20 protein-coding genes and 1 CRISPR repeat array are annotated in these 24,248 nt (G+C 57.2%); of the genes, 11 read left to right on the top strand and 9 right to left on the bottom strand.

Features of this window, described 5'->3' with window-relative positions:
* Positions 1 to 525: 525 nt before the first annotated feature.
* The 6 genes from cas1f to cas6f all read left to right on the top strand — a co-directional run bounded on the left by cas1f (position 526) and on the right by cas6f (position 8,899).
* Positions 526 to 1,503 (top strand): type I-F CRISPR-associated endonuclease Cas1f, encoded by a 978-nt coding sequence (gene cas1f, locus K5D32_RS17475; RefSeq protein WP_221601232.1) that lies wholly within the window; start codon positions 526 to 528, stop codon positions 1,501 to 1,503.
* A complete protein-coding gene (cas3f, locus tag K5D32_RS17480; protein ID WP_221601233.1) occupies positions 1,500 to 4,871 on the top strand; it encodes a type I-F CRISPR-associated helicase Cas3f in 3,372 nt (1,123 codons plus the stop codon). The genes cas1f and cas3f overlap by 4 nt, the downstream gene beginning before the upstream one ends.
* A gap of 95 nt (positions 4,872 to 4,966) precedes the next feature.
* A complete protein-coding gene (gene csy1, locus K5D32_RS17485) occupies positions 4,967 to 6,313 on the top strand; it encodes a type I-F CRISPR-associated protein Csy1 (protein WP_221601234.1) in 1,347 nt (448 codons plus the stop codon).
* Positions 6,306 to 7,289: a type I-F CRISPR-associated protein Csy2 gene (gene csy2 / locus K5D32_RS17490; RefSeq protein WP_221601235.1), complete on the top strand. Its 984-nt coding sequence runs from the start codon at positions 6,306 to 6,308 to the stop codon at positions 7,287 to 7,289. The genes csy1 and csy2 overlap by 8 nt, the downstream gene beginning before the upstream one ends.
* 32 nt (positions 7,290 to 7,321) lie before the next feature.
* Positions 7,322 to 8,332, top strand: coding sequence for a type I-F CRISPR-associated protein Csy3 (csy3, locus tag K5D32_RS17495; protein ID WP_221601236.1), 1,011 nt, complete (start codon positions 7,322 to 7,324; stop codon positions 8,330 to 8,332).
* A 3-nt stretch (positions 8,333 to 8,335) separates the two neighbouring features.
* Positions 8,336 to 8,899, top strand: a complete 564-nt coding sequence (cas6f, locus tag K5D32_RS17500) for a type I-F CRISPR-associated endoribonuclease Cas6/Csy4 (RefSeq protein ID WP_221601238.1) — start codon at positions 8,336 to 8,338, stop codon at positions 8,897 to 8,899.
* A 103-nt stretch (positions 8,900 to 9,002) separates the two neighbouring features.
* A CRISPR array of direct repeats spans positions 9,003 to 9,631; the repeat unit is 28 nt; unit sequence TTTCTGAGCTGCCTATACGGCAGTGAAG.
* 29 nt (positions 9,632 to 9,660) lie between these two features.
* On the opposite strand, the gene K5D32_RS17505 is transcribed toward cas6f, so the two are convergent.
* Positions 9,661 to 9,849 (bottom strand): hypothetical protein, encoded by a 189-nt coding sequence (locus K5D32_RS17505; RefSeq protein ID WP_221601240.1) that lies wholly within the window; start codon positions 9,847 to 9,849, stop codon positions 9,661 to 9,663.
* Between the two features lie 303 nt (positions 9,850 to 10,152).
* Here K5D32_RS17505 and K5D32_RS17510 point away from each other — a divergent pair, with 303 nt between their 5' ends.
* The gene (locus tag K5D32_RS17510) at positions 10,153 to 10,812 is read left to right on the top strand and encodes a hypothetical protein (RefSeq protein ID WP_221593645.1); all 660 of its coding nucleotides are present in this window, start codon (positions 10,153 to 10,155) and stop codon (positions 10,810 to 10,812) included.
* A 22-nt stretch (positions 10,813 to 10,834) separates the two neighbouring features.
* Here the strand turns inward: K5D32_RS17510 and K5D32_RS17515 are convergent, their stop codons facing one another.
* Positions 10,835 to 11,845 carry an NAD(P)-dependent alcohol dehydrogenase gene (locus tag K5D32_RS17515; RefSeq protein ID WP_221601242.1) on the bottom strand — a complete coding sequence of 337 codons (1,011 nt, stop codon included), beginning with the start codon at positions 11,843 to 11,845 and terminating at the stop codon, positions 10,835 to 10,837.
* Positions 11,846 to 12,007: 162 nt separating this feature from the next.
* Here K5D32_RS17515 and K5D32_RS17520 point away from each other — a divergent pair, with 162 nt between their 5' ends.
* The 3 genes from K5D32_RS17520 (at position 12,008) to K5D32_RS17530 (ending at position 15,640) form a co-directional block, all read left to right on the top strand.
* On the top strand, positions 12,008 to 12,796 hold the full coding sequence (locus K5D32_RS17520; RefSeq protein ID WP_221593643.1) for a transporter substrate-binding domain-containing protein: 789 nt from the start codon (positions 12,008 to 12,010) through the stop codon (positions 12,794 to 12,796).
* 107 nt (positions 12,797 to 12,903) lie between these two features.
* The gene (locus K5D32_RS17525) at positions 12,904 to 14,559 is read left to right on the top strand and encodes a methyl-accepting chemotaxis protein (RefSeq protein WP_221593642.1); all 1,656 of its coding nucleotides are present in this window, start codon (positions 12,904 to 12,906) and stop codon (positions 14,557 to 14,559) included.
* 118 nt (positions 14,560 to 14,677) lie between these two features.
* Positions 14,678 to 15,640 carry an ATPase gene (locus K5D32_RS17530; protein ID WP_221601244.1) on the top strand — a complete coding sequence of 321 codons (963 nt, stop codon included), beginning with the start codon at positions 14,678 to 14,680 and terminating at the stop codon, positions 15,638 to 15,640.
* Positions 15,641 to 15,749: 109 nt separating this feature from the next.
* Here the strand turns inward: K5D32_RS17530 and K5D32_RS17535 are convergent, their stop codons facing one another.
* The 7 genes from K5D32_RS17535 to K5D32_RS17565 form a co-directional block, all read right to left on the bottom strand.
* A complete protein-coding gene (locus tag K5D32_RS17535; protein WP_025258801.1) occupies positions 15,750 to 16,769 on the bottom strand; it encodes a branched-chain amino acid aminotransferase in 1,020 nt (339 codons plus the stop codon).
* Positions 16,770 to 16,911: 142 nt separating this feature from the next.
* Entirely contained in the window at positions 16,912 to 17,799 is an 888-nt protein-coding gene (cyoE, locus tag K5D32_RS17540) for a heme o synthase (RefSeq protein ID WP_025258800.1), read from the bottom strand.
* Between the two features lie 10 nt (positions 17,800 to 17,809).
* Positions 17,810 to 18,142 carry a cytochrome o ubiquinol oxidase subunit IV gene (gene cyoD, locus K5D32_RS17545; RefSeq protein WP_025258799.1) on the bottom strand — a complete coding sequence of 111 codons (333 nt, stop codon included), beginning with the start codon at positions 18,140 to 18,142 and terminating at the stop codon, positions 17,810 to 17,812.
* Positions 18,143 to 18,772, bottom strand: coding sequence for a cytochrome o ubiquinol oxidase subunit III (gene cyoC, locus K5D32_RS17550; protein ID WP_221530196.1), 630 nt, complete (start codon positions 18,770 to 18,772; stop codon positions 18,143 to 18,145).
* A gap of 2 nt (positions 18,773 to 18,774) precedes the next feature.
* Positions 18,775 to 20,787, bottom strand: a complete 2,013-nt coding sequence (gene cyoB, locus K5D32_RS17555; RefSeq protein ID WP_221530195.1) for a cytochrome o ubiquinol oxidase subunit I — start codon at positions 20,785 to 20,787, stop codon at positions 18,775 to 18,777.
* A 3-nt stretch (positions 20,788 to 20,790) separates the two neighbouring features.
* The gene (cyoA, locus tag K5D32_RS17560; protein WP_025258796.1) at positions 20,791 to 21,732 is read right to left on the bottom strand and encodes a ubiquinol oxidase subunit II; all 942 of its coding nucleotides are present in this window, start codon (positions 21,730 to 21,732) and stop codon (positions 20,791 to 20,793) included.
* A gap of 466 nt (positions 21,733 to 22,198) precedes the next feature.
* Positions 22,199 to 22,708 (bottom strand): disulfide bond formation protein B, encoded by a 510-nt coding sequence (locus K5D32_RS17565; RefSeq protein ID WP_221578112.1) that lies wholly within the window; start codon positions 22,706 to 22,708, stop codon positions 22,199 to 22,201.
* Between the two features lie 599 nt (positions 22,709 to 23,307).
* Here K5D32_RS17565 and K5D32_RS17570 point away from each other — a divergent pair.
* Positions 23,308 to 24,207: a chemotaxis protein gene (locus tag K5D32_RS17570; protein ID WP_198728579.1), complete on the top strand. Its 900-nt coding sequence runs from the start codon at positions 23,308 to 23,310 to the stop codon at positions 24,205 to 24,207.
* Positions 24,208 to 24,248 lie beyond the last annotated feature (41 nt).

Below are 24,248 nucleotides of genomic sequence, written 5' to 3' on the forward strand. Positions count from 1 at the left end.
GCTGCGCCGGGCGGCACAACCCCTTCACTGCCGTGTAGGCAGCTCAGAAACCAGCCCAAGAGCCAGTCGAGCTGACAGGCATCCTTCACTGCCGTGTAGGCAGCTCAGAAAAGGGAGATGACGCACGGATCCGCACGTGGGCACTTCACTGCCGTGTAGGCAACTCAGAAATACGACCCGGTCATTAACGGTCATCTGCGCTAATTAACTGCCGAACAGGTAGCTCAGAAACAATCAAACCATCTTTCTAAAAACCACGTACACACGCAGAATATCTGCCGGTTTTCAGGCCTTTTTCGCCAGCAAGCTGCCTCCTACACGTTCGTGTGTGTCTTAACTGATCAGCATTACTCTGGAGCGCGCTGTCTCCTACAGCCCATTCCGTAACTCCCTTCGCACACGAATCGCAGACTGATCTTTCTGACGCCCTGCCGCTCCCCAGCTCAAAAAACATATAAGCACCGCCTTACGCTATCGGCTATATATGTTTTCTCTCACCGGCCTAGTGCCATTAGTGGTTCGATCATGGATGACATCAGCTCTTCGGATCTCAAGACGATCCTGCATTCAAAACGCGCGAATATTTATTACTTGCAGCATTGCCGGGTATTGGTAAATGGCGGTCGGGTCGAGTATGTGACTGATGCGGGCAAGCAGTCGCTGTACTGGAATATCCCTATCGCCAATACCACCACGGTGCTTTTGGGCACCGGCACTTCGGTGACTCAGGCGGCGATGCGTGAGCTGGCCAAGGCCGGTGTTCTGGTGGGCTTTTGCGGCGGTGGCGGTACGCCGTTGTTCAGTGCCAACGAGATCGATATCGAGGTCGCATGGTTCTCGCCGCAAAGCGAATACCGGCCTACCGAATACCTGCAACGCTGGGTCGCGTTCTGGTTCAAGGATGATCTGCGACTCGAGGCCGCCAAGGCTTTTCAACGCTTGCGACTGAAGCATATCAAGCGTCAATGGGTCGAGCACAACGCCTTTGCCAAGGCAGGGTTCAAGGTCGATCCGGTCGAACTCGACAACGCGCTGGCACAGTCTCTAACAGCCCTGAACAACGCTCCAGACCACACCTTCCTGCTCACCGAAGAAGCGCGGCTGACCAAACGTCTTTTCAAGCTGGCCGCCACGGCGATGAAGTATGGCGATTTCGTGCGGGCCAAGCGTGGCGCAGGTGGCGACCCGGCCAACCGGTTTCTCGATCACGGCAATTACCTCGCTTATGGCCTGGCCGCCACGGCAACCTGGGTGCTGGGCCTGCCCCATGGTCTGGCGGTGCTGCACGGCAAGACCCGGCGCGGCGGATTGGTATTCGATGCCGCCGACCTGGTCAAGGACGGGCTGATCTTGCCACAGGCCTTTATCTCGGCCATGCGCGGCGACGATGAGCAAGCGTTCCGTCAGGCCTGTATCGAGAACCTGACCCGCAGCGAAGCCCTGGATTTCATGATCGACAGCCTCAAGGACGTTGCCGAGCAACTGGGAGGCAGCGTCGCGTGAATATTTTGCTTATCTGCCAGTGCGACAAGCGAGCGCTGGTGGAAACCCGACGCATCCTGGATCAGTTCGCCGAACGTCGCGGCGAGCGTACCTGGCAAACGCCGATCACCCAGGCTGGCCTCGATACCTTGCGCCGCCTGCTGAGAAAAAGCGCACGCCGCAATACGGCAGTAGCCTGCCACTGGATCAGAGGGCTGGATCATAGCGAGTTGCTGTGGATTGTCGGCGATGCCAGCCGTTTCAATGAACAGGGCGCCGTACCGACCAACGTCACACGACGCAATGTGCTGCGCAACGGCGATGAAAACGACTGGCACACAGGCGAAGACATTACCTTGCTCGCGCAGATGGCCGCGTTACTGCACGACCTTGGCAAATCCAGCATCGCTTTTCAGAAACGCCTGACAAGCTCCATTCACGAGAAAAACCTTTATCGCCACGAATGGGTTTCACTGCGACTTTTTCTGGCGTTCGTCGGGCGCGACTCCGACGAGGCCTGGCTTGAGCGTCTGGCCAAACCCGACTCACTGGACGATGCCAGCTGGCTGGCTGAAGGCCGATATCTACGCGACGGGCTTGACCCCGACACACCACCTCCTTTTCGCCAGTTGCCACCACTGGCGGCAGCGATTGCCTGGCTGGTCGTAACTCACCATCGCTTGCCGACAAAGCCTTTTGAGGATTATCTGGGCGACGAAAAGCTCTGGTTCGGCAAGCCATCGCGCTACATTTCCCCGACATCGCTGAGCAATATTCTGGATGGCATTACCCACGAGTGGAACGAACTGAAACGCCCTGCCGAACCGGGCGAGATAAAGCCTTACTGGCAGTTCGAGCACGGTTTACCGGTGACGCTGCCCAAATGGCGCACCCAGGCAGCGAAACTGGCGACTCGCCTGTTAGCGCTACAGGGCAAGGCAGGCAAAGGCGACTGGCTGAGCAATCCTTATGTCATGCATGTGGCACGCATGAGTTTGATGCTGGCCGACCATCATTACTCGGGGCTAAAGGCCGACTCGAAAAAGCGCGTCCAGGGCGATGCGCAATGCCTGCTCTACGCCAATACCGAAAATAACGTGCTCAAGCAGAAACTGGATGAACACTTGCTGGGCGTGGCTCGTCTTGCGGGCACCATCGTTCATGGGCTGCCGGGTTTCGAGCGTCATCTGCCACGCCTTGCAAAGCACAAAGGGCTGCGCAAACGCAGTGGCTCGGGACGATTCGAGTGGCAGGACAAAGCTAGCGATGCCGCCACCAGCCTGCGTGACAAGTCAGTCGAGCACGGGGCATTCATCGTCAATATGGCTTCCACCGGCTGCGGCAAGACTCTCGCCAACGCCCGCATCATGAATGCGCTGGCCGACCCGCAACTGGGGTTTCGTTGCACATTCGCGCTGGGCCTGCGCACGCTGACGCTGCAGACCGGGGCCAGTTATCGTCAGGACTTGCACCTGAACGAAGACGAACTGGCCGTGCATGTCGGCGGCTCAGCCAGCAAAGCCTTGTTCAAGTTCCACCAGAAGCAGGCAGAGCAGACTGGCTCGGGCTCGGTGCAGGCCTTGATCGAAGAGGACAGCCACGTTTTGTACGAAGGCCAGTCGAGCAATCACGGCCTGTTGTCCAAAGCCATGGCCAATCAGGAAATACGCTCGCTGCTCAGCGCGCCCATGCTGGTCTGCACCATCGACCATCTGATGCCCGCCACCGAAGCCCAGCGCTCGGGCCGCCAGATCGCGCCGATGTTGCGCATGATGAGCAGCGACTTGGTGCTCGATGAACTGGACGACTTCGATCTGCATGATTTGCCCGCTCTGACCCGCCTGATGCATTGGGCAGGCATGCTCGGCACACGGGTCTTGCTGTCATCGGCAACCTTGCCGCCTGCGCTGGTCGACGGGATGTTTCAGGCCTATCGGGCAGGCCGTATGCATTATCGACGCAACCGCGGCTCCCATGACCATCAGACTTATCCGCCATCAGATATCGCGTGCCTGTGGGTGGATGAGTTCAGCGCTCACGGCACGACCTGCGCTGACATCCAGCACTTTCTCGCCGAGCATGAAGCCTTCGTGCAGCGTCGCGTTGAAGAGCTGAACAAAGCCGAGCCGCGAAGATGCAGTGAGCTGATACCGCTGAATATCACAGCCAAAAAACCGGACGCCATTCGTGTCGAGTTCGCCAAGCATGTACGCAGCACCATGCTTGAAGCCCATGCCCGACACGCCGAAACCTGCCCGCACAGCGGCAAGCGAGTCAGTTTCGGTCTGGTACGCATGGCCAATATCGAACCGTTGTTCGATACCGCTCTGGCGTTGTTTCAGGCTGGTGCGCCCGAGAATTACCGCATCCATTTATGCGTTTACCACTCGCGCTTTCCGCTACTGCTACGCTCGGCCATCGAAGCACAACTGGACACCAGCCTGAACCGGCGCAAGCGTGAAGCGGTTTATGGGCTGCCGGGGATTCGGCAGGCCATCGATCAATCGCCCGAGCAGCATCATTTGTTTGTGGTGCTGGGCTCACCGGTGACTGAAGTCGGTCGTGATCACGATTATGACTGGGCCATCGTAGAGCCGTCGTCCATGCGCTCGCTCATTCAACTGGCCGGGCGCATACAGCGGCATCGCAACGAACCCTGCAAGTCGCCCAATGAGCTTATCTTCGATGCCAACCTGCGACACTTTGAACACCCGCAGGCAGCCGCTTTTGTGCAGCCGGGTTTCGAGAACAAAAATGGCACGCTTGATGATCCGTTCAGATTGACGACTCATCGGCTCGGCAAGCTGCTGAAAGAGGATGAATACAAGACCCTCACAGCCCGCCCGCGCATCCAGCCGCGACCTGCTCAGGAGTGGCAGGCCAAGAAAAGCCTGGTGGATCTCGAACATAGTCGGCTTGCGGCACAAATGCTGCCCAAGGATCACAACCCAGCCTCGAAAACCGCATTCAGCCTGGATGCCGCCTGCGCCTGGCAGTATCCACAGGCCTCGCTGACCTGGATCTTGCCGCAGCATCAGCCCTTCCGCGAACAGACCACGCCGGAAACCGAGCTGGTGTTTCTGCCTGACGAGGATGAAGAACAGCTTGTGCTGCATCGCATTCATGAAGAGGCCACACGCGGCAAGCCTGCGATTTACACCCTCGCCCAGAGCGAACTCACCACTATCGACCTCGACAGCGTGCTTGGCCCACGGATAACCCCTTGGGGTCGACATGATTTGATGGAGTTGCTTGTTGAACAGGCAGAGGCTCAGGGCCTTTCCCTTGAGAGATGTGCCGAGAAATTTACCTCGGTCAGTGTGCGTGAGAGCCGGTTTGGGTGGAGGTATCACCCGGTTTTGGGGTTTGGAAAAGCCAGAAACAAATAAACATCAAGACAAAGGAAGGCATATGCAGATAGTGAATTACCTAAAAGCAGTCATGGGACTGGAATCCGCCAAGTCGATTTTTAAAGGTTCCGAACATGGATGAAGGATCTAGGCCCACGCCCCGCTCCACCCTTTTTCGTACCGCTATCACTGCCTTTATCAATGAGCGCAAAGAAGCCAAGCTCAAGGGCAGTGACGAGGGCGACAGTAATCAAGCGGCCGGGAAATATGATTACGCCACCTGGCTGGCCGATGCGGCGCGCCGGGTAACGCAGATTCAGGCGGTGACTCATGTGTTAAAGGCCACGCATCCCGATGCTCGGGGTAGCAGCCTGCATGTCGTGCCGCAATCACTGCATCAACATGCCGAGATTGGCACTCATGTGCTGAGCGATGTATATGCCGACGATATCGTGGGCAATGCTGCCGCTCTCGACGTGTACAAGTTTCTCAAGGTAGAAGTCGAAGACCGTCGCTTGCTGGACTGGTTACAAGCCAATGATGCAGACCTGTTGAGTGCATTGAGCGATGATGAAGCCACTGCTCATGAATGGGCATCGGCATTCAAGGGACTGATCCGGTCTGCCTCTACCCTGACCTCTCACACCATGGCCAAGCAGGTGTACTGGAGCGTTTCCGGTAATCCGACTGACAACTCGGGCTTTCATCTCTTGCAGCCCTTGTTCGCCAGCAGCCTTGCCCATGCGGTGCATCAGGACATCAATGATGCGCGCTTCGGGGAAGTCAACAAAGCGGCCCGGCAGGCCAGACGGGAAGAAAAGCTTCACGCGGGGCAATACCACGATTACCGTAATCTGGTCACCCGCAAGCTGGGTGGTACCAAGCCGCAGAACATCAACCAGCTCAACAGCGAGCGCGGTGGGGTGAATTATCTGCTGGCTTCAATACCGCCGACATGGAAGCGGGACAAGGCACCTAACTTTCTCAATATCGAAACAGCGTTTGATCGTTTTCGATATTTTGAAGGTGTTCCCGAGCAGATCGAGGCCTTGTGCACGCTGCTTAAAAAAGACCCGCCCAAAATTCTGCCTACTCGGGATGCACGCAAAAGCATCGAAAAAGCGTTGGGCCTGTCACTGGTCGCCTTTGGCCTCACCAATCGCGAACGACTCGAACCGGGCTGGAGCCGTCACCCTGACTGCGACCTGCCATTATGCGAACAACTGTGGCTAGACCCTGGCCGTATCGCTCTGCCTTTGCGCGACGATCATCTCGATGAAGATAAGGCATTTATCGCGGCCTTTGAACGCAATGAATGGCCGGACCAGGTCGCCCAGCGCTTTGGCCAATGGCTTAACGCGATCCTGCGCGATATCGGTTTGCCTGTCGGCGATGTGGAGCTGAAACACTGGACCAGACAGGCAATCATCGAAGCCGACTCTTTCATGCCGATCACTGGCCGGGAGGCTTCCAATGGCTGACTGCCCCTTGTTCACTCACCTGCTGGTTATCCCACGTATTCGCGTGCAAAACGCCAACTCCGTTTCCAGCCCGCTGACCCATGGCTTTCCGTCAATGACGGCATTCCTGGGCCTGATGTGGGCACTGGGGCGTAAGACCCACGATGCAGGCCTGGACCTGAAATTCAAGGCTGTCGGCGTCGTTGTGCATCATCACGAAGAGCAAATCACTGACAGCAAATACGTGAGTGCCTTGCGCCTGACCCGCAACCCTATCAACAAGGACGGCAGCACTGCCGCGATTGTCGAGGAGGGCCGGATGCATATGGAGATCAGCCTTGTGTTCGGAGTGCAAGGCGACACATTGCCGACCGATAGCGAAGCCACGCTATTGATCGCCCGACAAGTGCGCGATCAGCTTTCACAGATGCGTATTGCAGGTGGCAGCGTGGTTCCGTCCAGTGCGCCGCCCTACAAGCAGCAGCCCTTCTTGGCACTCATGCCCAAAGAAGAGAGCGACAGGCAAGAGTTGTTCAGCAAAATCCGCTTGCGCCTGCTACCGGGCTTTGCGCTGGTTGATCGTCAGGATTTGCTCGAAAAGCGGCATGACGCGCTCAAGGAGCAAAATCCCGATGCATCTTTGCTCGACGCCTGGCTGTCGTTATCACGCATCAACTGGCACAGCGTTGCCAACAAAGACCCGGATAAAAAGCCCGAATGGATCAACGATAAAAAAGGCGAAGGCTGGATAGTGCCAATCCCTGTCGGCTATGGCGCGCTGAGCGACCTGCTGCCTGCTGGCTCGGTGGCAAACGCCCGCGATGGGCAAACCCAGTTCCGCTTCGTCGAAAGCCTGTATGGCATCGGTGAGTGGATCAGCCCGCATCGCCTGCACACACCCGAGCACCTGCTCTGGTACGCCGATTCGCAACCCGATGATGACCTCTATCGCTGCGCCAACGACTATCGCCCTGTTGTTTTGCACGACTTCGACTGACTGCTGACCATCTTCCTAAAAGGTATTTGAACATGGCTAACGACACCCTCAAGACCGCTTCCGTTCTGGCTTTCGAGCGCAAGCTCGATCCTTCCGATGCGCTGTTTCATTCAGGCGACTGGCAGTCTCGCGAAAACTGGACGCCTGTGGAAGTTCGTGAAAAGTCAGTGCGCGGCACTATTTCCAATCGTCTGAAAACCAAGGAGCTGGACCCGGCCAAACTGGATGCCCAGATCGAAAAGCCCAACCTGCAAACCGTAGATGTGGCCGCCCTGCCACACGACGCCGACACCCTGCGGGTCAGCTTTACCTTGCGCATCCTGAGTGGCACCGGCCAGCCTTCGGCCTGTAATAACATCGAGTATCGGGACAAGCTGCTCGCTACCGTAAAAAGCTACTTAGACGGCAATGGCTTCGATGAGTTGGCACGCCGCTATGCCCACAATCTGGCCAACGGTCGCTTCCTGTGGCGCAATCGCATCGGTGCCGAACAGGTGCAAGTAGAAGTCGCTCATCGGGTAGATGGCAAGGCTGCGTCGACATGGACCTTCGACTCTCTGGCGCTGTCACTACGTGACTTCAACACCAACGCTGAAAATACCAAGGCACTGAGCGAACTGACGCAATTGATCGCCAGCGGGCTGGCAGGTAAACAACATGTACTGCTAGGCGTGACGGCCTATGTGCGCATCGGCGCAGGGCAGGAAGTCTTTCCTTCCCAAGAGCTAATTCTGGATCGTTCCAGCACCACCAAAAGCAGAACGCTCTATCAAGTCGACGCTATCGCAGGCATCCACTCGCAAAAGATCGGCAACGCCATTCGCAGCATCGACACCTGGTATCAGGAAGCCGATATCAACGGCCCGATTGCCGTGGAACCCTATGGCTCGGTGACCACGCAGGGCAAGGCATATCGCGCCAAGGATAACTTCTACACCCTGCTCGATGGCTGGGTGCTCAAGGACAAGGTGCCAGAGCTGGATCAGCAGCATTTCGTCATCGCGACCCTGATTCGTGGCGGCGTATTTGGTGAGGCGGGCTAAGCCATGGATCACTACCTCGACCTGCAATTACTGCCCGATCCGGAGTTTGCAGCCACGCAACTGATGAGCGCACTGATGTCCAAGTTGCATCGCGGTTTGCATGACCTGCGCCGCGATGACATCGGCATCAGCTTCCCGGCTCTTGGAGGCAAGGCCAGCGGCCTGGGCGACCGTCTGCGCTTGCATGGCAGTGCGCAAGCGCTGGATGCCTTGATGGCACTGACCTGGCTGACGGGCATGCGTGACCATGTGCGGGTAGGCGAACTGAGCGTGGTGCCCACTGACGCACAGCATCGCCGCGTCAGCCGCGTGCAAGTGGACAGCAACCCGGAACGCACAAGACGACGCCTGATCAAACGCCACGGTATCACCGAAGAACAAGCCCGCGAACGCATCCCCGACAGCGCCGCAAAACGCTGCAACCTGCCCTTCACCCAACTGCGCAGCCGCACCAGTGGCCAGACGTTTCTGCTGTTCATCCAGCATGGATCATTACAGGCCAACGCCCAGCCGGGGACCTTCAATAGCTATGGGTTGAGTGCTACGGCGACTGTTCCCTGGTTTTGATGCGGGCTGAAGCCCTTGTAATGTGGTTATTACGAGGGCTTTGGTTTGGGGCTGCCTGTGCGGCAGTGAAGACAAGCTCTTGATACATCTCTTCAGTAATGCCTTTCTGAGCTGCCTATACGGCAGTGAAGTTGCGACTAACAACACTCCGATCACGCATCCATTTCTGAGCTGCCTATACGGCAGTGAAGATGCAGAGTATGTCGCAACGCAAGAGCGGGCCTTTTCTGAGCTGCCTATACGGCAGTGAAGCAAGTCGAATGCCCTCGATGTACGCGGTGCCTTTTCTGAGCTGCCTATACGGCAGTGAAGTGAGCGCCGGCCGGCCGGTGCCGGTCGTGTTCTTTCTGAGCTGCCTATACGGCAGTGAAGCAATGCCTTTTGAAAGGTCGTTGTATTCCCAGTTTCTGAGCTGCCTATACGGCAGTGAAGCAGATCCGCGTACCCAGTGATGTGCTGTGGCTTTTCTGAGCTGCCTATACGGCAGTGAAGCGGTGCCTGTGACTGCGGCAACAATTACACATTTTCTGAGCTGCCTATACGGCAGTGAAGGGAAGCCTGCTTCTTGCGTGACCAGCGTGAAATTTCTGAGCTGCCTATACGGCAGTGAAGTTCTTCAGTTCCTGCAGCGCCTTGTGGTAGCTTTTCTGAGCTGCCTATACGGCAGTGAAGGCCAGCAAATCCATAAGCCACCGGATTTCTTCTTTCTGAGCTGCCTATACGGCAGTGAAGTAGACACTTTCCTCGATAACCGTCCGTTTTCAAAGAAAAATATGCGCCAGCAGCCTTTTTAACCCTTTTTTTATCGGGCCTTGTAAGTCATTGATTTTTAAAAGGCGAATCTGCGGTGAAAAAAGAGGGTCAGGAAAGGGTTCATTCCTGTCTGCCGTAAAAAGATATTCATATGCTGCGACAGGCCCTGCTGTTTGATATGTCGTCGCCAACGACATGACCCAATAACGTGTCGCTAAAACACGAAAATTGCGACATGACAGCCTGGAAAAACTCCATTTCCTGACATATCCCGTGTGAAGCTGTCGCGGCCAAGGCCCCTCCCACAAGGTTGGGTCTGCGGGATGGACGTCTCAGCACACAAAATGAATTGTCTTCAATTCCGTCTCGCGGATAAATCCGCTCCCACCCAATCCCCTCAGATCTCTCAACAGCAAACACCCCCACTCTCAACTACCCTCAAACCCATCATTTAAGCGGTTGATGCCCTGACCACCTTGACTGATGGGACAAGAATAATAATGAAAGACCCTTATGCCTTCGGGTTCTACAGCGCCTGTTTTGCGTTGATGGTGGTGGTTGCGGCGACTTATTACAGTGCGGCTTCCGGCAGCAGTCCTGTGCGGGCCGTGGATGCCTGGTTTGTGGTTTATTCGGCATCTTCTCTGGTGGAGACGCTGGCGATCATCGGGATCGCGGGGGTTGCGTTCAAGGCGTATGGCGGCTGGAAGCGGGATGTGCGTCAGCACAAGGCGCTTGGGGTCATCTGGGATGCCAGTGTGGCGTTTCGGGAGATCGAGATCGGGTTCAACGAGTGGTTCTTCGGCCCGAATGCCGAGCTGAAGGCGGGCAATGATCCGCGTCAGATCGACTCATTGCTCAGTGCAAGCCCGCTGGGTCTGGCGCTGAAGGCATTCAAGAAGCAGTGCATCCTGCTGGACAAGGTGGTGATCAAGCATCACTGGCGCTGGCTGAACCATGCAGCCGAACTCGAGATGCTGGCCCGGGCGCTGAGTGCCGAAGCATTCGGCGCCATAGGCAAGGGCAAGGTCACGTATTCCGTCGTGGACTTTCTCTATGTGCATCAGGGCGAAACCTGGCAAAGAACCCAGGCCGACTGGGAAACCATCATGGCGACCATAGAAGAACAGCTCAATGCACTGGAGGAGGCCTACGGCTGAGGCCTCTTCCTGTGCGAGCCGGTCAGATATCCAGGATGATCTTGCCGAAGTGCTGGTTGGTTTCCTGATAGCGGAATGCTTCGACGATATCGGTCAGCGGGAACGAGCGGTCCAGTACCGGGCGCATGCCGTTGGCATCGATTGCACGAATCATGTCCTGCTGCAGGGTTCGGCTGCCCACCAGTACGCCTTGCAGGCGCAGTTGCTTGATCAGCGCCGGCACGACTGCCAGTTGCCCGGCGACGCCGGTCAGAATGCCGATCACCGAGATATGCCCACCGACACGCGCCGCCTGCATGGACTGCTCAAGCGTCGATGGGCCACCGACTTCGATGATGTGATCGACACCCCGGCCACCGGTCAGGGTGCGGGCAGTCTCGCCCCAGGTGCTGTCCTTGCGGTAGTTGATCAGGTGATCGGCACCCAGCGCGCTCAGGCGCTCCAGTTTTTCGTCGCTGGAGGATGTGGCGATGACAGTGGCACCCGCCATTTTGGCGAATTGCAGGGCGAATATCGAAACGCCACCGGTGCCTTGGACCAGTACGGTGTCACCTGCTTTAAGGCCGCCATCGCTCATCAACGCACGCCAGGCGGTCAGGCCCGCTGTGGTCAGGGTCGAGGCTTCTGCGTGGCTGTAGCCGACCGGTGCGAGGGTGAAGGAGGTTGCGCGGGCGGTGACTTGCTGACGGGCATAGCCATCGATACCATCGCCTGGAACAGTCACGAAGCCTTCCACCAGCGGCTCGCCGCTGATCCAGTCCGGGAAGAAGGTGCTGACCACCGAATCCCCGACCTTGAACTCGCTGACGCCCTCACCCACCGCCGTGACCACACCGGCACCGTCGGCCATGGGAATGCGTGACTCGCTGGGGCCCCACATGCCGCTGACCACCGCGAAGTCGTGGTAGTTGAGGGAGTTAGCGTGCAGGCGCACGGTGATTTCCCCGGCCTTGGGGGCCAGCACTTCACTGTCACCGACAATAACGCGCTCGTAACCGCCACCGGCCTGTACATAAATGGTTGTGTTGCTCATGATCGATCTCCTTTCCATTCAACGTCCTGTGAAATGACGAAATGCGTACCCGTAAGTTCAACGAACGGGCATGACGCGACTGCGGCTTCACGTCGCTCCAGCCCATGGAGCACTCTGCCGCGTTCGATAAATCCAATCAAACCGTTGCGAGCACACAGCCTCATGATGAATCTGAAATACAGCGTACCGGCCGCCCTTCTGCTGGGCCTGACAGGCATGGCGCAGGCCCAGGAATCGGCTTCGCATCTGGACAAGGTGATTCAGGCTGGCCAGTTGTCAGTGTGCACCACGGGTGACTACAAGCCTTACACCTTCCTGCGCAAAGACGGCGAGTACGAAGGTATCGATATCACCATGGCACGCTCGCTGGCCAAGAGCCTGGGCGTCAAGGTCGAGTGGGTCCCGACCACCTGGAAAACCCTGATGCCGGACATGGTCGCCGGTAAGTGCGACATCGGCATGGGCGGTATTTCCGTCACGCTGGAGCGCCAGAAGAAAGCCTTCTTCAGCAACACGCTGGATGTCGACGGCAAGATCCCGCTGGTACGCTGCGAAGATCAGGCCCTGTACCAGACCATCGAGCAGATCAACCAGCCGTCCGTGCGCCTGATCGAGCCGGCCGGTGGCACCAACGAAGCCTTCGCCCGCGCTTATCTGCCCAAGGCTCAGATTGCTTTCCACGACAACAACACTATTTTCCATGAGCTGCTGGACAAGAAGGCCGACGTGATGATCACCGACGCTTCCGAAGCGCTGTATCAGCAGAAACGCATGCCGGGCCTGTGCGCGGTCAACCCGACCCGTTACATGCAATACGGCGAAAAAGCTTATCTGTTGCCCCGTGACGATGTGACCTGGAAAAGCTATGTCGACCAATGGCTGCACTTGAGTAAAGCCACAGGCGCCTACCAGCAGGCGCTGGGTGAGTGGTTGGCGGTGCCGGGCCAGTAAACTCCGTCTCAAGGCTTTAGCTGGGGAGTTTGACGCCGATAGAAGATAACGCGCCTCAAGAGCGCGGTTATCTATCTGCGCAACCGACTCCCATTGAGGGGAAAGCCATGGCACATACTCCAGTCGCCTCCACAACCGGCTTCACCGTAAAGCAACGATTGATGTTCTCGACCTTCGCAATCATCGTTGCGTTTTTCGTGCTGTCGGTTTTCATGATCCAGACGCTCAAGACTTCGACCGAAAACGTCGATGCGCTCTATAACCGCGATTTTCTGGCAACAGAGACCGTGAACAATATTGATGGCACGCTGACCCGCGTGGACATCAATATCCTGCGCATGATTGCTATCGGCAACCCGGAACAGACCGCTGTCTGGAAGACCGAAAACGAAAACGCCTTCACTCAACTGGACAAGCTCACCAGCCAGTTGAGCCAGGAAACAGCTGGCACTCTGGACGTGCAACTGACCCAGCAATTGCAGCGCGACTATGCGAAGTTGCGTGACGGCATGCGCCATCAGACCAGCGTGATTCAGACCGGTGACATTGCCGGCGCAACCAATATCAACCGCACCGAGGTCAAGCCTTTCGCGGAGCAGGTCTTCAAGACTCTGCAGACCCTGCGCGAGCAAGGCAAGCAACAGGCGGGCAAGCGCTTCCAGGCTCAGGAAGCGAGCGCCAGTCAAGCCAATGGCCTGGCGATTGGTGCAACGCTGGTGATTGCCCTGCTGGGTGTTATCGCGACACTGCTGACCACCCGCAGCATCCTCGGTGCCATCGGTGGCGAGCCCGATATGGTGGCTGGCATCACCCGCACCATTGCCAAGGGCGACTTGAGCAGCAACATCAAGGTTGCGAGCAATGATCAGTCCAGCGTGGTGGCGGCTGTAGGTGCCATGCAGGCTCAACTTCGCGAGACACTGCAACAGATCTCCAGCTCGGCGAACCAGTTGGCATCGGCAGCCGAGGAAATGACTGCCATTACCGAAGATGGCGTTCACGGCCTGCACAAACAGAACACCGAAATCGATCAGGCCGCCACGGCAGTCAATCAAATGACCAGCGCAGTGGAAGAAGTGGCCCGCAATGCCGAACACACCGCCCGCTCGTCCAGCAATGCGACGGGAGCCGCGCAGGACGGGCTCGGGCTGGTCAAGAAGACGGTCAGTGCCATCGATACCATGAGCAATGACGTACAAAAGACTGCGACCCTGATCGGCGAGCTGGCAGATCAGTCCCGTGATATCGGCAAGGTGCTGGATGTTATTCGTGGCCTGGCGGAACAAACCAACCTGCTGGCACTGAACGCCGCAATCGAGGCCGCACGCGCAGGCGAAGCAGGACGCGGTTTTGCCGTGGTAGCCGACGAAGTGCGCGCTCTGGCTCATCGTACCCAGCAATCGACCAGCGAAATCGAACGTCTGGTCACCAATATCCAGAACGGTACCGACCGTGCCGTGGGCTCCATGCGCGGCAATACCGAACTGGCCAGCGAAACCCTGGGCATCGCCGAAGGCGCCAATGAAGCGCTGAGCAAGATCAACGCGGCGGTCAGCGAGATCAACGACCTCAATCTGGTGATCGCCAGTGCGGCACAGGAACAGGCCCATGTGGCCCGGGAAGTGGACCGTAACCTGGTGAACATCCGTGACCTGTCGGCACAGTCGTCCTCCGGCGCACAACAGACCAGCACCGCCAGCCGTGAGCTGTCGCGACTGGCTGTGGATCTGAGCGGCATCGTAGGGCGCTTCCGTCTGTCCTGACCCAAAACACACTCTTTGCGTTGCCCACAGCGCAAAGAGTGTCTTCCTGCCAAACATTCGGTTGAAAGCCGGCCCATCCTGAAATAGCGTATTGCCTTGGACGACCAAGGAAAGACGCATGAAACCCAGCAAAACCATCACTCGTGCGTTCTGCGTCGAGTTGCAGCAGGAACTGTCCATTACCGCCGCACGGCGAGAGTATTTCTCTCAGGAGCTACCGCGCTCGCGATTCGAGTTTCTGTGCTCAAGTGAGGCCTGCCGGGCGCTGGGTGCCAAGGTGACGGGGGTTCGCTATGACGTGAAGCCTCAGGACAATCCAACCTTCGTGGCCGCTCACTTTCGCGCCAACCCGCATTACGACCATCACGCCAGCTGCGAGTGGGTCGAGGAAGAAGCCGGGGAAGCCAAAGAAGAACCCGAAGTCGAAGAGACCGATCCCCAGGCGCGTGTTCGCAAGGTCAAGCGCAAGCTGGATGACTACATTGATGTCTTCGATCCGGTCATCAAAGACCCGGTCAAGGAAAAGGCCGGCCCCGACAAGGCTGGACCTCGCGTACCGAAGCCCGCGAACGACTCTCCAGCGCCAGAAACTTCGACGCCTGCAGCACCGCGCTACAGTGAAACGCGCACCAATAATCTTGAGCGGCTGGTGGACAGCTTCCGCCAGGCCAAGGCGCAATTATCCCCCGATGACTTCAAGCTGCTGACCCTGAAGATTCCCGGACAAGGCGAGTTGTCCCTGCGCTCGTACTTTCGCCACATCAAATATGCGCAGGCAGGCGACAACGGCCGGGTGCTGTATGGCGGCGGGCTGGTGGAGCGTTATGGTCTGGGGTTCAAGTTCAAGTTCTTCGACCGTCTTGAAGCCAAGCTGGTGACGCTGTACGTGTCACCCGCGCAGATGCAGGCCTATCGCTCCAGCCGGTACATCACCGAACTGTTGAGCCATGCCGACGACGTGAAGTTCTTCACGGTCTATGCGTTGGGGAATGTCGTCAAAAGCCCATCAGGGAAAAGCTTCAGCGTCGAAGTGGACGACCTGCGGCATTTGGCGATTGTGCTGGGGCCGGCGAAGGAGTGATTGGACGGCACAACCTATGCTGGCTGTGTGGGAGGGGCCTTGGCCGCGACAACTGGCTGTCGCGGCCAAGGCCCCTCCCACAAGTGTCATGTATACCGATCGTGGGGAATCAGACCTTCACGATCCAGCCTGCTGGCGCTTCAACGTCGCCGGACTGTACGCCGGTGAGTTCAGCGTAAAGCTTGCGGGTTACAGGGCCGACGTCGGTTTCGCTGTGGAAGACGTGCAGTTTGTCCTTGTAGGAAATCCCGCCAATCGGAGTGATGACGGCCGCGGTGCCGCAGGCGCCCGCTTCCTTGAACTCACCGATCTTGTCGATCAGCACATCACCTTCGATAACAGTCAGGCCCAGGCGGCTTTGCGCCAGTTCCATCAGCGACAGACGGGTAATACCCGGCAGCACGGAAGGCGACTTTGGCGTAACGAACTCATTGTTGGCGGTGATTGCAAAGAAGTTGGCCGAACCGACTTCTTCGATCTTGGAATGGGTTTGCGGGTCCAGGTAGATGCAGTCGGCAAAGCTGTGTTTCTTGGCTTCGGAACCTGGCATCAGGCTGGCAGCATAGTTGCCACCGACCTTGGCAGCACCGGTGCCGTTCGGGGCAGCACGGTCGTAGCCGGAGATCACGAAGTTGTTCGGCTTCAGGCCGCCCTTGAAGTAGGCGCCAACCGGAATGCAGAAGATCGAGAAGATGAACTCGGGCGCGGTACGCACGCCGATGTTGTCGCCAACGCCGATCACGAACGGACGCAGGTACAGGGCACCGCCCGAACCATAAGGCGGGATGAAACGTTCGTTGGCCTTGACGACCTGCTTGCACGCTTCAATGAACACATCGGTCGGTACGTGAGGCATCAACAGACGGGAACAACTGCGCTGCATGCGCTGGGCGTTCTGGTCAGGGCGGAACAGGTTGATCGAGCCATCCTTGCAACGATAAGCCTTCAGGCCTTCAAAGCACTGTTGACCGTAATGCAGCGCGGTAGAACCTTCGCTGATATGCAGCACGTTGTCTTCGGTCAGGGAACCCTGATCCCAGGCGCCATCACGCCAGTGAGAGAGGTAGCGCTTGTCGGTTTTGATGTAATCGAAACCCAGGGTTTCCCAGTTGATGCTTTCTTGACTCATAACGCCCTCTTTCGTTTAGCCGCTGCCTGGATGAGTCAGGCCTGTGTCGTATTCTGCCAGATCATTTGAGCTGAAGTGAGCATCCAATAAAAAACCCTGTGCCTTTCGGGACAGGGTTTTGTTTTTCGGGTTCAGGTGCAAGTCAGAAGGCGTAGGTCACCAGCAACTCTTTCGTTACCTGAAAGTCCACCGACATCATCACGCTCAGGGCGGTGATGGTGAAGATGGAGAACACGAACAGCTTGCGGGCCCAGACAGTATCGTCTGCAGCCTTGTAGCCCTTCCAGGCCATGTACAACCAGTACATGCCCATGCCCGCTGCAACAGCGAGGTAGTTCAGACCCGCGTAACCGCCGAACGTCAACATCAGGGTCGCCACGAGGAACGCCAGGATGTAGAGCAGGATGTGACGCTTGGTGACCAGAATGCCGCGCTTGACCGGCAGAACCGGAATCTTCGCTGCACGATAGTCGTTGAAACGAAAGATCGCGATCGCATACGAGTGCGGCATCTGCCACAGGCTGAACATCACCAGTAGCGTCCATGCCGCGAAATCGAAGCTGTTGCTTACAGCGCAGTAGCCAATCACCGGAGGCATGGCCCCCGACAGGCTGCCGATCAGGGTGCCGTGTACGGATTTACGCTTGAAGTACAGGCTGTAGAAGCCCACGTAGATCACGAAGCCGATCACACCCAGCAAGGCAGCCAGAGGGTTGGCGTAGGTGTACAGCAGGCTGACACCGGCGATGCCCAGAATCGTGGCATACAGCAGCGCAAGCTTGATGGACACCAGACCCTGCACCAGCACACGGTTGCGAGTCCGCTCCATGCGCTGGTCGATATCACGATCGATGCAGTTGTTGAATACGCAACCTGACGCTACGACCAGGGAGGTACCGATTACCGCCGCAAGAAACACGATGAAATCGATATCACCCTTGGAAGCCAGAAAAAAGCCACCTGCCACCGAAAGCACGTTACCGAAAATGATCCCCGGCTTGGTGATTTGGATAAAGTGCTTCAGGGACATCTGGTATTCCTCAATGCGCCATCATTTCGCGATGGATACTGAAAATGATCCACAGCGACAGGCCGACCAGCAGCACGATAACCAACGCGGTGAAGGCAAACGCCAGCACGTTGTTACGTTGCGCACTCGTGAAGTCCAGGTGCAGGAAGTAATGCAGGTGCACCAGGATCTGGACGATCGCGAAGGCCAGGATGATCGCGATGGTCAGGTCTTTCGGCAGAACCGGAGACATGACCAGGGCGAACGGGATGGCAGTCAGGATGATCGACAGCACGAAACCGATGATGTACGACTTCACGGAACCGTGGCTATTGTCTTCAGCTGGATGATGTGAATTCGCCATTTACAGGGCTCCCATCAGGTAGACGATAGTGAACACACCGATCCAGACCACGTCCAGGAAGTGCCAGAACAGGCTCAGGCAGCTCAGACGGGTCTTGTTGGTGTTGGTCAGGCCCTTTTTCTGGACCTGATACATCATGATACCCATCCAGATCAGACCGCTGGTTACGTGCAGACCGTGCAGGCCGACCAGGGCGAAGAACGCCGACAGGAAGCCGCTGCGGCTAGGACCGTAGCCTTCGTTGATCAGGTGATGGAACTCATAGATTTCCATGGCGATAAACGCAGCACCGCACAGGAAAGTCAGGGCCAACCAGCCCAGGACCTGACTCTTCTTGCCTTTGTACAGCGCCAGCATGGCGAAGCCATAAGTGATACTACTGACCAGCAGGAACGCGGTTTCCACAGCCACGAAAGGCAGCAGGAAGATGTCCTGGCCCGACGGGCCACCCGCGACACTGTTGACCATCACGGCGTAGACCGCGAAGAACGATGCGAACAACACGCAGTCGGTCATCAGGTACAGCCAGAAGCCGTAGACCGTCATTCCACCGCTGTCGTGGTGATCGTCATGCCCATGGTCATGAGCGTCATGACCGTGGGCTCCGGAGTTGATAGCAATATTTGACATGTTTAAACCTGTTCCAGCGAGGACTTGACAGGAGTGTATGCACCGTTGGCCGCCAGGACCTTGTGATGCTCACCTTCAATACGCGCTACATCTTCAGCAGGCACCATGTAGCCCTGGTCGTCACGTGCAGCATGAATGACGAAGACAACGATGGTCGCCAGCAGACTTGCACCCACCAGCCACCAGATGTGCCAGATGAACGCGAAGCCGAAGACGGTCAACAGCAGACCCATGTACAGGCCGGTCGCTGTGTTGTTAGGCATGTGGATAGCCGAGTAGTGAGCAGGAACCTTGTAGGCGGTACCGGCACGCTTGGCGTCCGTGAATGCGTCGATGTCTTTTGCCTCAGGCAGCTCGGCAAAGTTGTAGAACGGCGGTGGCGAAGAAGTGGACCACTCCAGAGTGTGGCCATTCCATGGGTCACCGGTCAGATCGCGGTTCTGGTTGCGGTCACGGATACTGACGAACAACTGGATCAGCTGCGAAGCGATACCGGCTGCGATCAGGAATGCACCGAACAGAGCAACGTTCAGGTAGATGTTCCACTCAGGCATGTCGGTAGCGTTCAGGCGACGGGTCATACCCAGGAAGCCCAGCGCGTACAGAGGCATGAATGCAACGAAGAAGCCGCTGATCCAGAACCAGAACGCTGCCTTGCCCCACTTCTCGTTCAGGGTGAAACCGAACGCTTTAGGGAACCAGAACGCGAAGCCGGCGATGTAACCGAATACCGCACCGCCGATGATGACGTTGTGGAAGTGAGCGATTACGAACAGGCTGTTGTGCAGTACGAAGTCAGCACCCGGGATTGCCAACAGAACGCCGGTCATGCCGCCGATCGAGAAGGTAACCATGAAGCCCAGGGTCCAGAGTACTGGCGCGGTGAAGCGCAGACGGCCCTGGTAGATGGTGAACAGCCAGTTGAATAGCTTCACACCCGTCGGTATCGCGATGAGCATCGTCGCCAGACCGAAGAAGGCGTTGACGTTGGCGCCCGCACCCATGGTGAAGAAGTGGTGCAGCCATACCATGAAGCCCAGTACACAGATCGCGCCGGAAGCGAAGATCATCGACTTGTGGCCGAACAGACGCTTGCCCGAGAACGTCGAGATGACTTCGGAGAAGACACCGAACGCAGGCAGAATCAGGATGTAAACCTCAGGGTGACCCCATGCCCAGAACAGGTTCACGTACATCATGGGGTTACCGCCCATTTCGTTCGTGAAGATGTGGAAGTCCAGGTAACGGTCAAGGGTCAGCAACGCCAGGGTAGCGGTCAGGATCGGGAACGAAGCCACGATCAGGATGTTTGCCCAGGTGCAGGTCCAGGTGAAGATCGGCATGTCCATCAGTTTCATGCCGGGAGTACGCATCTTCAGCACGGTAACCAGGAAGTTGACGCCCGTAAGTGTCGTACCTAGCCCCGATAGCTGTAGCGCCCAGATGTAGTAATCGACACCCACTCCAGGACTGTATTGCAGACCCGACAACGGCGGATACGCAACCCAGCCGGTCTTGGCGAACTCGCCGACACCCAGGGAGATGTTGATCAGCAGCATGCCTGCTACCAGCAGCCAGAAGCTGAGGGAGTTCAGGAACGGGAAGGCAACGTCACGAGCACCGATCTGCAGTGGCAGAACGATGTTCATCAGGCCGGTGAAGAACGGCATCGCCATGAAGATGATCATGATCACACCGTGAGCGGTGAAGATCTGGTCATAGTGTTCAGGCGGCAGGAAGCCTTCGGCACCGTTCTGGGCCATGGCCAGTTGCGCACGCATCATGATTGCGTCGGCAAAACCGCGCAGCAGCATGACCATGGCAACGATGATGTACATCACGCCGATTTTCTTGTGGTCGACGGAAGTCAGCCACTCAGTCCACAGGTAGGACCACTTCTTGAAGTAAGTGATAGCCCCGACCACACCCAGACCACCGAGCGCGATCATGGCAAGGGTCACCATGACTATCGGCTCGTGGAACGGTACCGATTCCCAACTTAATTTACCTAACATCGTTTACTCCTCTGCCCCAGCAGCTGAATTTTTGCCCTTTTCCGCACCTTCGGCACCAGCGACTTCTTTCTCACCAGGGATCAGCTTCTTGCCTGGGTTCATACCTTCATACTTGTCGATGATGATCTGGAACAGGTTCGGAGTAACCGTGGAATAAAGTTCGACGGGATTGCGTTCGCTAGGTTTGGCCAGTTCAGCGTATTCAGCAGCACCAAGCTGTTTAGGTGAACTCTTCACTTCGTTGATCCAGGCATCGAAATCAGCCTGGCTGGTGGCGATAGCCTTGAACTTCATGCCGGTGAAACCCGCGCCACTGTAGTTGGCCGAGATACCGTTGAACTCGTGGTTTTCATTGGCGATCAGATGCAGCTTGGTGTGCATGCCAGCCATTGCGTAGATCTGGCCACCCAGGCCTGGAATGAAGAACGAGTTCATTACCGAGTCGGATGTAACCTGGAAATTGATCGGGGTATTGGCAGGGAAGACGATCTTGTTGACCGTGGCGATGCCTTGTTCCGGATAGATGAACACCCATTTCCAGTCCAGCGCGACAACCTGGATGGTCACAGGCTTGACGTCGGACTCAAGCGGACGGTACGGGTCCAGCGAGTGAGTGGAGATGTAGGTGAAGTAGCCCAGAAAGACCAGCAGGATCATGGGGATACCCCAGACCGCGACTTCAATCTTGGTCGAGTGCGACCAGTCGGGCGTGTACTTGGCGGCCTTGTTGGACGCGCGATACTTCCAGGCGAAGACGAAGGTCAGGACAATGACCGGGATGACCACGATCAGCATCAGCAGCGTGGCGATGATGATCAGGTTCCGTTGTTCGATACCCACCTGCCCTTTCGGATCGAGCAGAGGAACGCCGTCACAGCCGCTGAGCAACAGCATGCTGAACAGGGCCAAGTAGCCAAAAAACCTGGGGTACCTTGTTTTACTCATCTCACGACCTCTAAAAGCAGCTTGCGCGGTGCAGTGGGTTTCGACCGCCAACACTTTACCCTGCCAGTGCCGGCATCTTTTTTTAAATTGAACAAGGACCTGCCGAAACGCTCTGTTGCGAAACGACAAATCCGGGGTTTTTGCTATGAATTCTTATTTTGAGCCGCCGGAAACTGGCCTGCTTTCGCAGATCAATCGCCTTGCGCGCGCTGATCCTGCGCGCTCAGAGGCCAGCATTGCGCTGCCTGTTTAGCCTGCACAGGGCGCTCCGAGCCTCAAAATTTCTGATCGCCAAGCCTGGCTGGACGATGAGTGCTGGCGATTGTAGATATGTAAATTTTTATTGACTATGCCTAATTTTGTAACAGTTAATCTCAAAGCTTGCAACAATCGCAAATCATTGATCTTTATAACCAGAAAAAATGCCTCGTGAAAACGAGGCATTTTTCCATCAAAGCCCTTGCGTTCAGTAAGGTCTACGACGATTGCGGATGACGCAAATCGGGACCAGAACAGCCGTCAGAACGAATGCTATCAGAGCCCACTGGGCCAATGACAACCCCAAGACGGGCGGATAGGGTGTGGAGCAGAAACCGCTGACCTGAAATACCAGCGGGAAAAGCGACGCCAGAGGCAGGCCATCGACAATGGGCTGCAGGGTGTCGATGCCGCAGCTCACTGCCGGATACGCCAGGGTGTAGACATGGTGGCCGGCAGCCGCGATACCGCCCAGGGCGCTGAAGGTGACCAGGGTTTCCATCACCGTGATACTGCGACGGCCCGGCATGGCGGCGCCGATGAAAGCGAAGATGGCGATGAACAGCAAGGCATAGCGCTGCAGGATGCACAGCGGGCAAGGTGCCTCGCCCAGCACGATCTGCATGTACAGGGCGCCGCCGATCAAGGACAGGCAGATGATTCCCAGCAAGACCAGAAAACGCTTTTCGCGTCTCAGGTACAACGTGTTGTCGCTCATTCACTTACCTTATCGAAATGGTGTGCAGGTGCGCCGGGCCAGCGCAGGCACCTGCGGGACTGATCGCGAGTAAATACCCGCTGGCGGATGGTGCGCGATATTCGTCTCTCGTCCCTGCCAACTCAAGCGCCTGTCCGCCATACGGATGGATTTGCCAACCGGATGGTTCCTTCGGCACTGCGACAGGTGGCGGAGCACAGAGGCGCAAAAAACAGATCTCTTCCTTATATATAGAAGGATGCGTCTTTTTGTCGCACCCAGGCACCGGGAAGAAGAAGTGCGACAGTTTACCGCAGGGCAATCCCGGGACACAGCCAGGGGCGCACAAAAGACACAATCGGTAATTCTCTTTCGTTCTGTGACGCAATCAACCGTTTGACGTCAAACAAATCAAACTGCCAGTATTGCGTCCCCCGCTCTTGCGGCCGAAAACAATCCTGCACGAAGTGAAAATCACTTTTCAAGAAGAGTGACCGAACACACAGGCCTTCAATGCTGCGGCCCGTTAGCCTAAAGCCAGCCTGTCGCGAGTCGATAGCCTGTCACTGAAAGTTGTTTTGCGCCTCTCAGCGACGAACACCTATAGCCAGAAGGTTTTTATGTCACCCAAGAACGTCCGAGCAGATTCACTTTCGCTGCTGCTGTTCACGTTACGCAGCGGCAAGCTGATGGCGATCAATCTGCTCAAGGTCAGTGAAATCATTCCCTGCCCGCCCCTGACTCACCTGCCCGAGTCCCACCCGCACGTCAAAGGTGTCGCGACACTGCGCGGTGCCTCTCTGTCGGTGATCGACCTCAGCCGTGCCATTGGCGAGCGCCCGCTGGCCGATCCCGATGGCGGCTGCCTGATCGTCACTGACGTCAGCCGTTCCAAGCAGGGTCTGCATGTGCAGGCGGTGAGCAAGATCGTCCACTGCCTGACCACCGACATTCGTCCACCGCCTTTCGGTTCCAGCGGCCGGTCGTTCATCACCGGCGTCACCCAGGTCGATGGCGTTCTGGTACAAGTGCTGGATATCGAAAAAGTGATTCACGGTATCGCGCCGGCACAAATCGTCGTGCAGTCCGACGAACTGCCTGCCGAAGACGTCATGGCTCTGGCCCAGTCGCGGATTCTGGTAGTTGATGACAGCCAGGTCGCGTTGCAGCAGTCGATCATCACCTTGCGCAACCTTGGCCTGGAATGCCACACGGCCCGCAGCGCCAAGGAAGCCATCGATGTCCTGCTGGAACTGCAAGGCACCCCGGCGCAGATCAACATCGTGGTCTCCGACATCGAAATGTCCGAGATGGATGGCTACGCCCTGACCCGGACCTTGCGTGAAACCCCGGACTTCCAGGACCTGTACATCCTGCTGCACACCTCTCTGGACAGCGCAATGAACGGCGAAAAGGCCAAGCTGGCCGGCGCCAACTCCGTGCTGACCAAGTTCTCGTCCCCCGAGTTGACCAAATGTCTGATCGAGGCGGCACACACCGTCATGGCCCAGGGCAACTGATACGCAGAGCGCCCTGCTCCCAAGGCCCTTCAAGGACCGAC

This window comes from Pseudomonas cichorii, assembly GCF_019719005.1.
GTDB classification, from domain to species: domain Bacteria; phylum Pseudomonadota; class Gammaproteobacteria; order Pseudomonadales; family Pseudomonadaceae; genus Aquipseudomonas; species Aquipseudomonas cichorii_E.

What these genes read in the sequence shown, in the direction of transcription:
- cas1f (WP_221601232.1), top strand. Translation starts at nt 526, where the DNA reads ATGGATGACATCAGCTCTTCGGATCTCAAGACGATCCTGCATTCAAAA.
- csy1 (WP_221601234.1), top strand. Translation starts at nt 4,967, where the DNA reads ATGGATGAAGGATCTAGGCCCACGCCCCGCTCCACCCTTTTTCGTACC.
- csy2 (WP_221601235.1), top strand. Translation starts at nt 6,306, where the DNA reads ATGGCTGACTGCCCCTTGTTCACTCACCTGCTGGTTATCCCACGTATT.
- csy3 (WP_221601236.1), top strand. Translation starts at nt 7,322, where the DNA reads ATGGCTAACGACACCCTCAAGACCGCTTCCGTTCTGGCTTTCGAGCGC.
- cas6f (WP_221601238.1), top strand. Translation starts at nt 8,336, where the DNA reads ATGGATCACTACCTCGACCTGCAATTACTGCCCGATCCGGAGTTTGCA.
- K5D32_RS17505 (WP_221601240.1), bottom strand. Translation starts at nt 9,849, where the DNA reads ATGTCGTTGGCGACGACATATCAAACAGCAGGGCCTGTCGCAGCATAT.
- K5D32_RS17510 (WP_221593645.1), top strand. Translation starts at nt 10,153, where the DNA reads ATGAAAGACCCTTATGCCTTCGGGTTCTACAGCGCCTGTTTTGCGTTG.
- K5D32_RS17515 (WP_221601242.1), bottom strand. Translation starts at nt 11,845, where the DNA reads ATGAGCAACACAACCATTTATGTACAGGCCGGTGGCGGTTACGAGCGC.
- K5D32_RS17520 (WP_221593643.1), top strand. Translation starts at nt 12,008, where the DNA reads ATGATGAATCTGAAATACAGCGTACCGGCCGCCCTTCTGCTGGGCCTG.
- K5D32_RS17525 (WP_221593642.1), top strand. Translation starts at nt 12,904, where the DNA reads ATGGCACATACTCCAGTCGCCTCCACAACCGGCTTCACCGTAAAGCAA.
- K5D32_RS17530 (WP_221601244.1), top strand. Translation starts at nt 14,678, where the DNA reads ATGAAACCCAGCAAAACCATCACTCGTGCGTTCTGCGTCGAGTTGCAG.
- K5D32_RS17535 (WP_025258801.1), bottom strand. Translation starts at nt 16,769, where the DNA reads ATGAGTCAAGAAAGCATCAACTGGGAAACCCTGGGTTTCGATTACATC.
- cyoE (WP_025258800.1), bottom strand. Translation starts at nt 17,799, where the DNA reads ATGTCCCTGAAGCACTTTATCCAAATCACCAAGCCGGGGATCATTTTC.
- cyoD (WP_025258799.1), bottom strand. Translation starts at nt 18,142, where the DNA reads ATGGCGAATTCACATCATCCAGCTGAAGACAATAGCCACGGTTCCGTG.
- cyoC (WP_221530196.1), bottom strand. Translation starts at nt 18,772, where the DNA reads ATGTCAAATATTGCTATCAACTCCGGAGCCCACGGTCATGACGCTCAT.
- cyoB (WP_221530195.1), bottom strand. Translation starts at nt 20,787, where the DNA reads ATGTTAGGTAAATTAAGTTGGGAATCGGTACCGTTCCACGAGCCGATA.
- cyoA (WP_025258796.1), bottom strand. Translation starts at nt 21,732, where the DNA reads ATGAGTAAAACAAGGTACCCCAGGTTTTTTGGCTACTTGGCCCTGTTC.
- K5D32_RS17565 (WP_221578112.1), bottom strand. Translation starts at nt 22,708, where the DNA reads ATGAGCGACAACACGTTGTACCTGAGACGCGAAAAGCGTTTTCTGGTC.
- K5D32_RS17570 (WP_198728579.1), top strand. Translation starts at nt 23,308, where the DNA reads ATGTCACCCAAGAACGTCCGAGCAGATTCACTTTCGCTGCTGCTGTTC.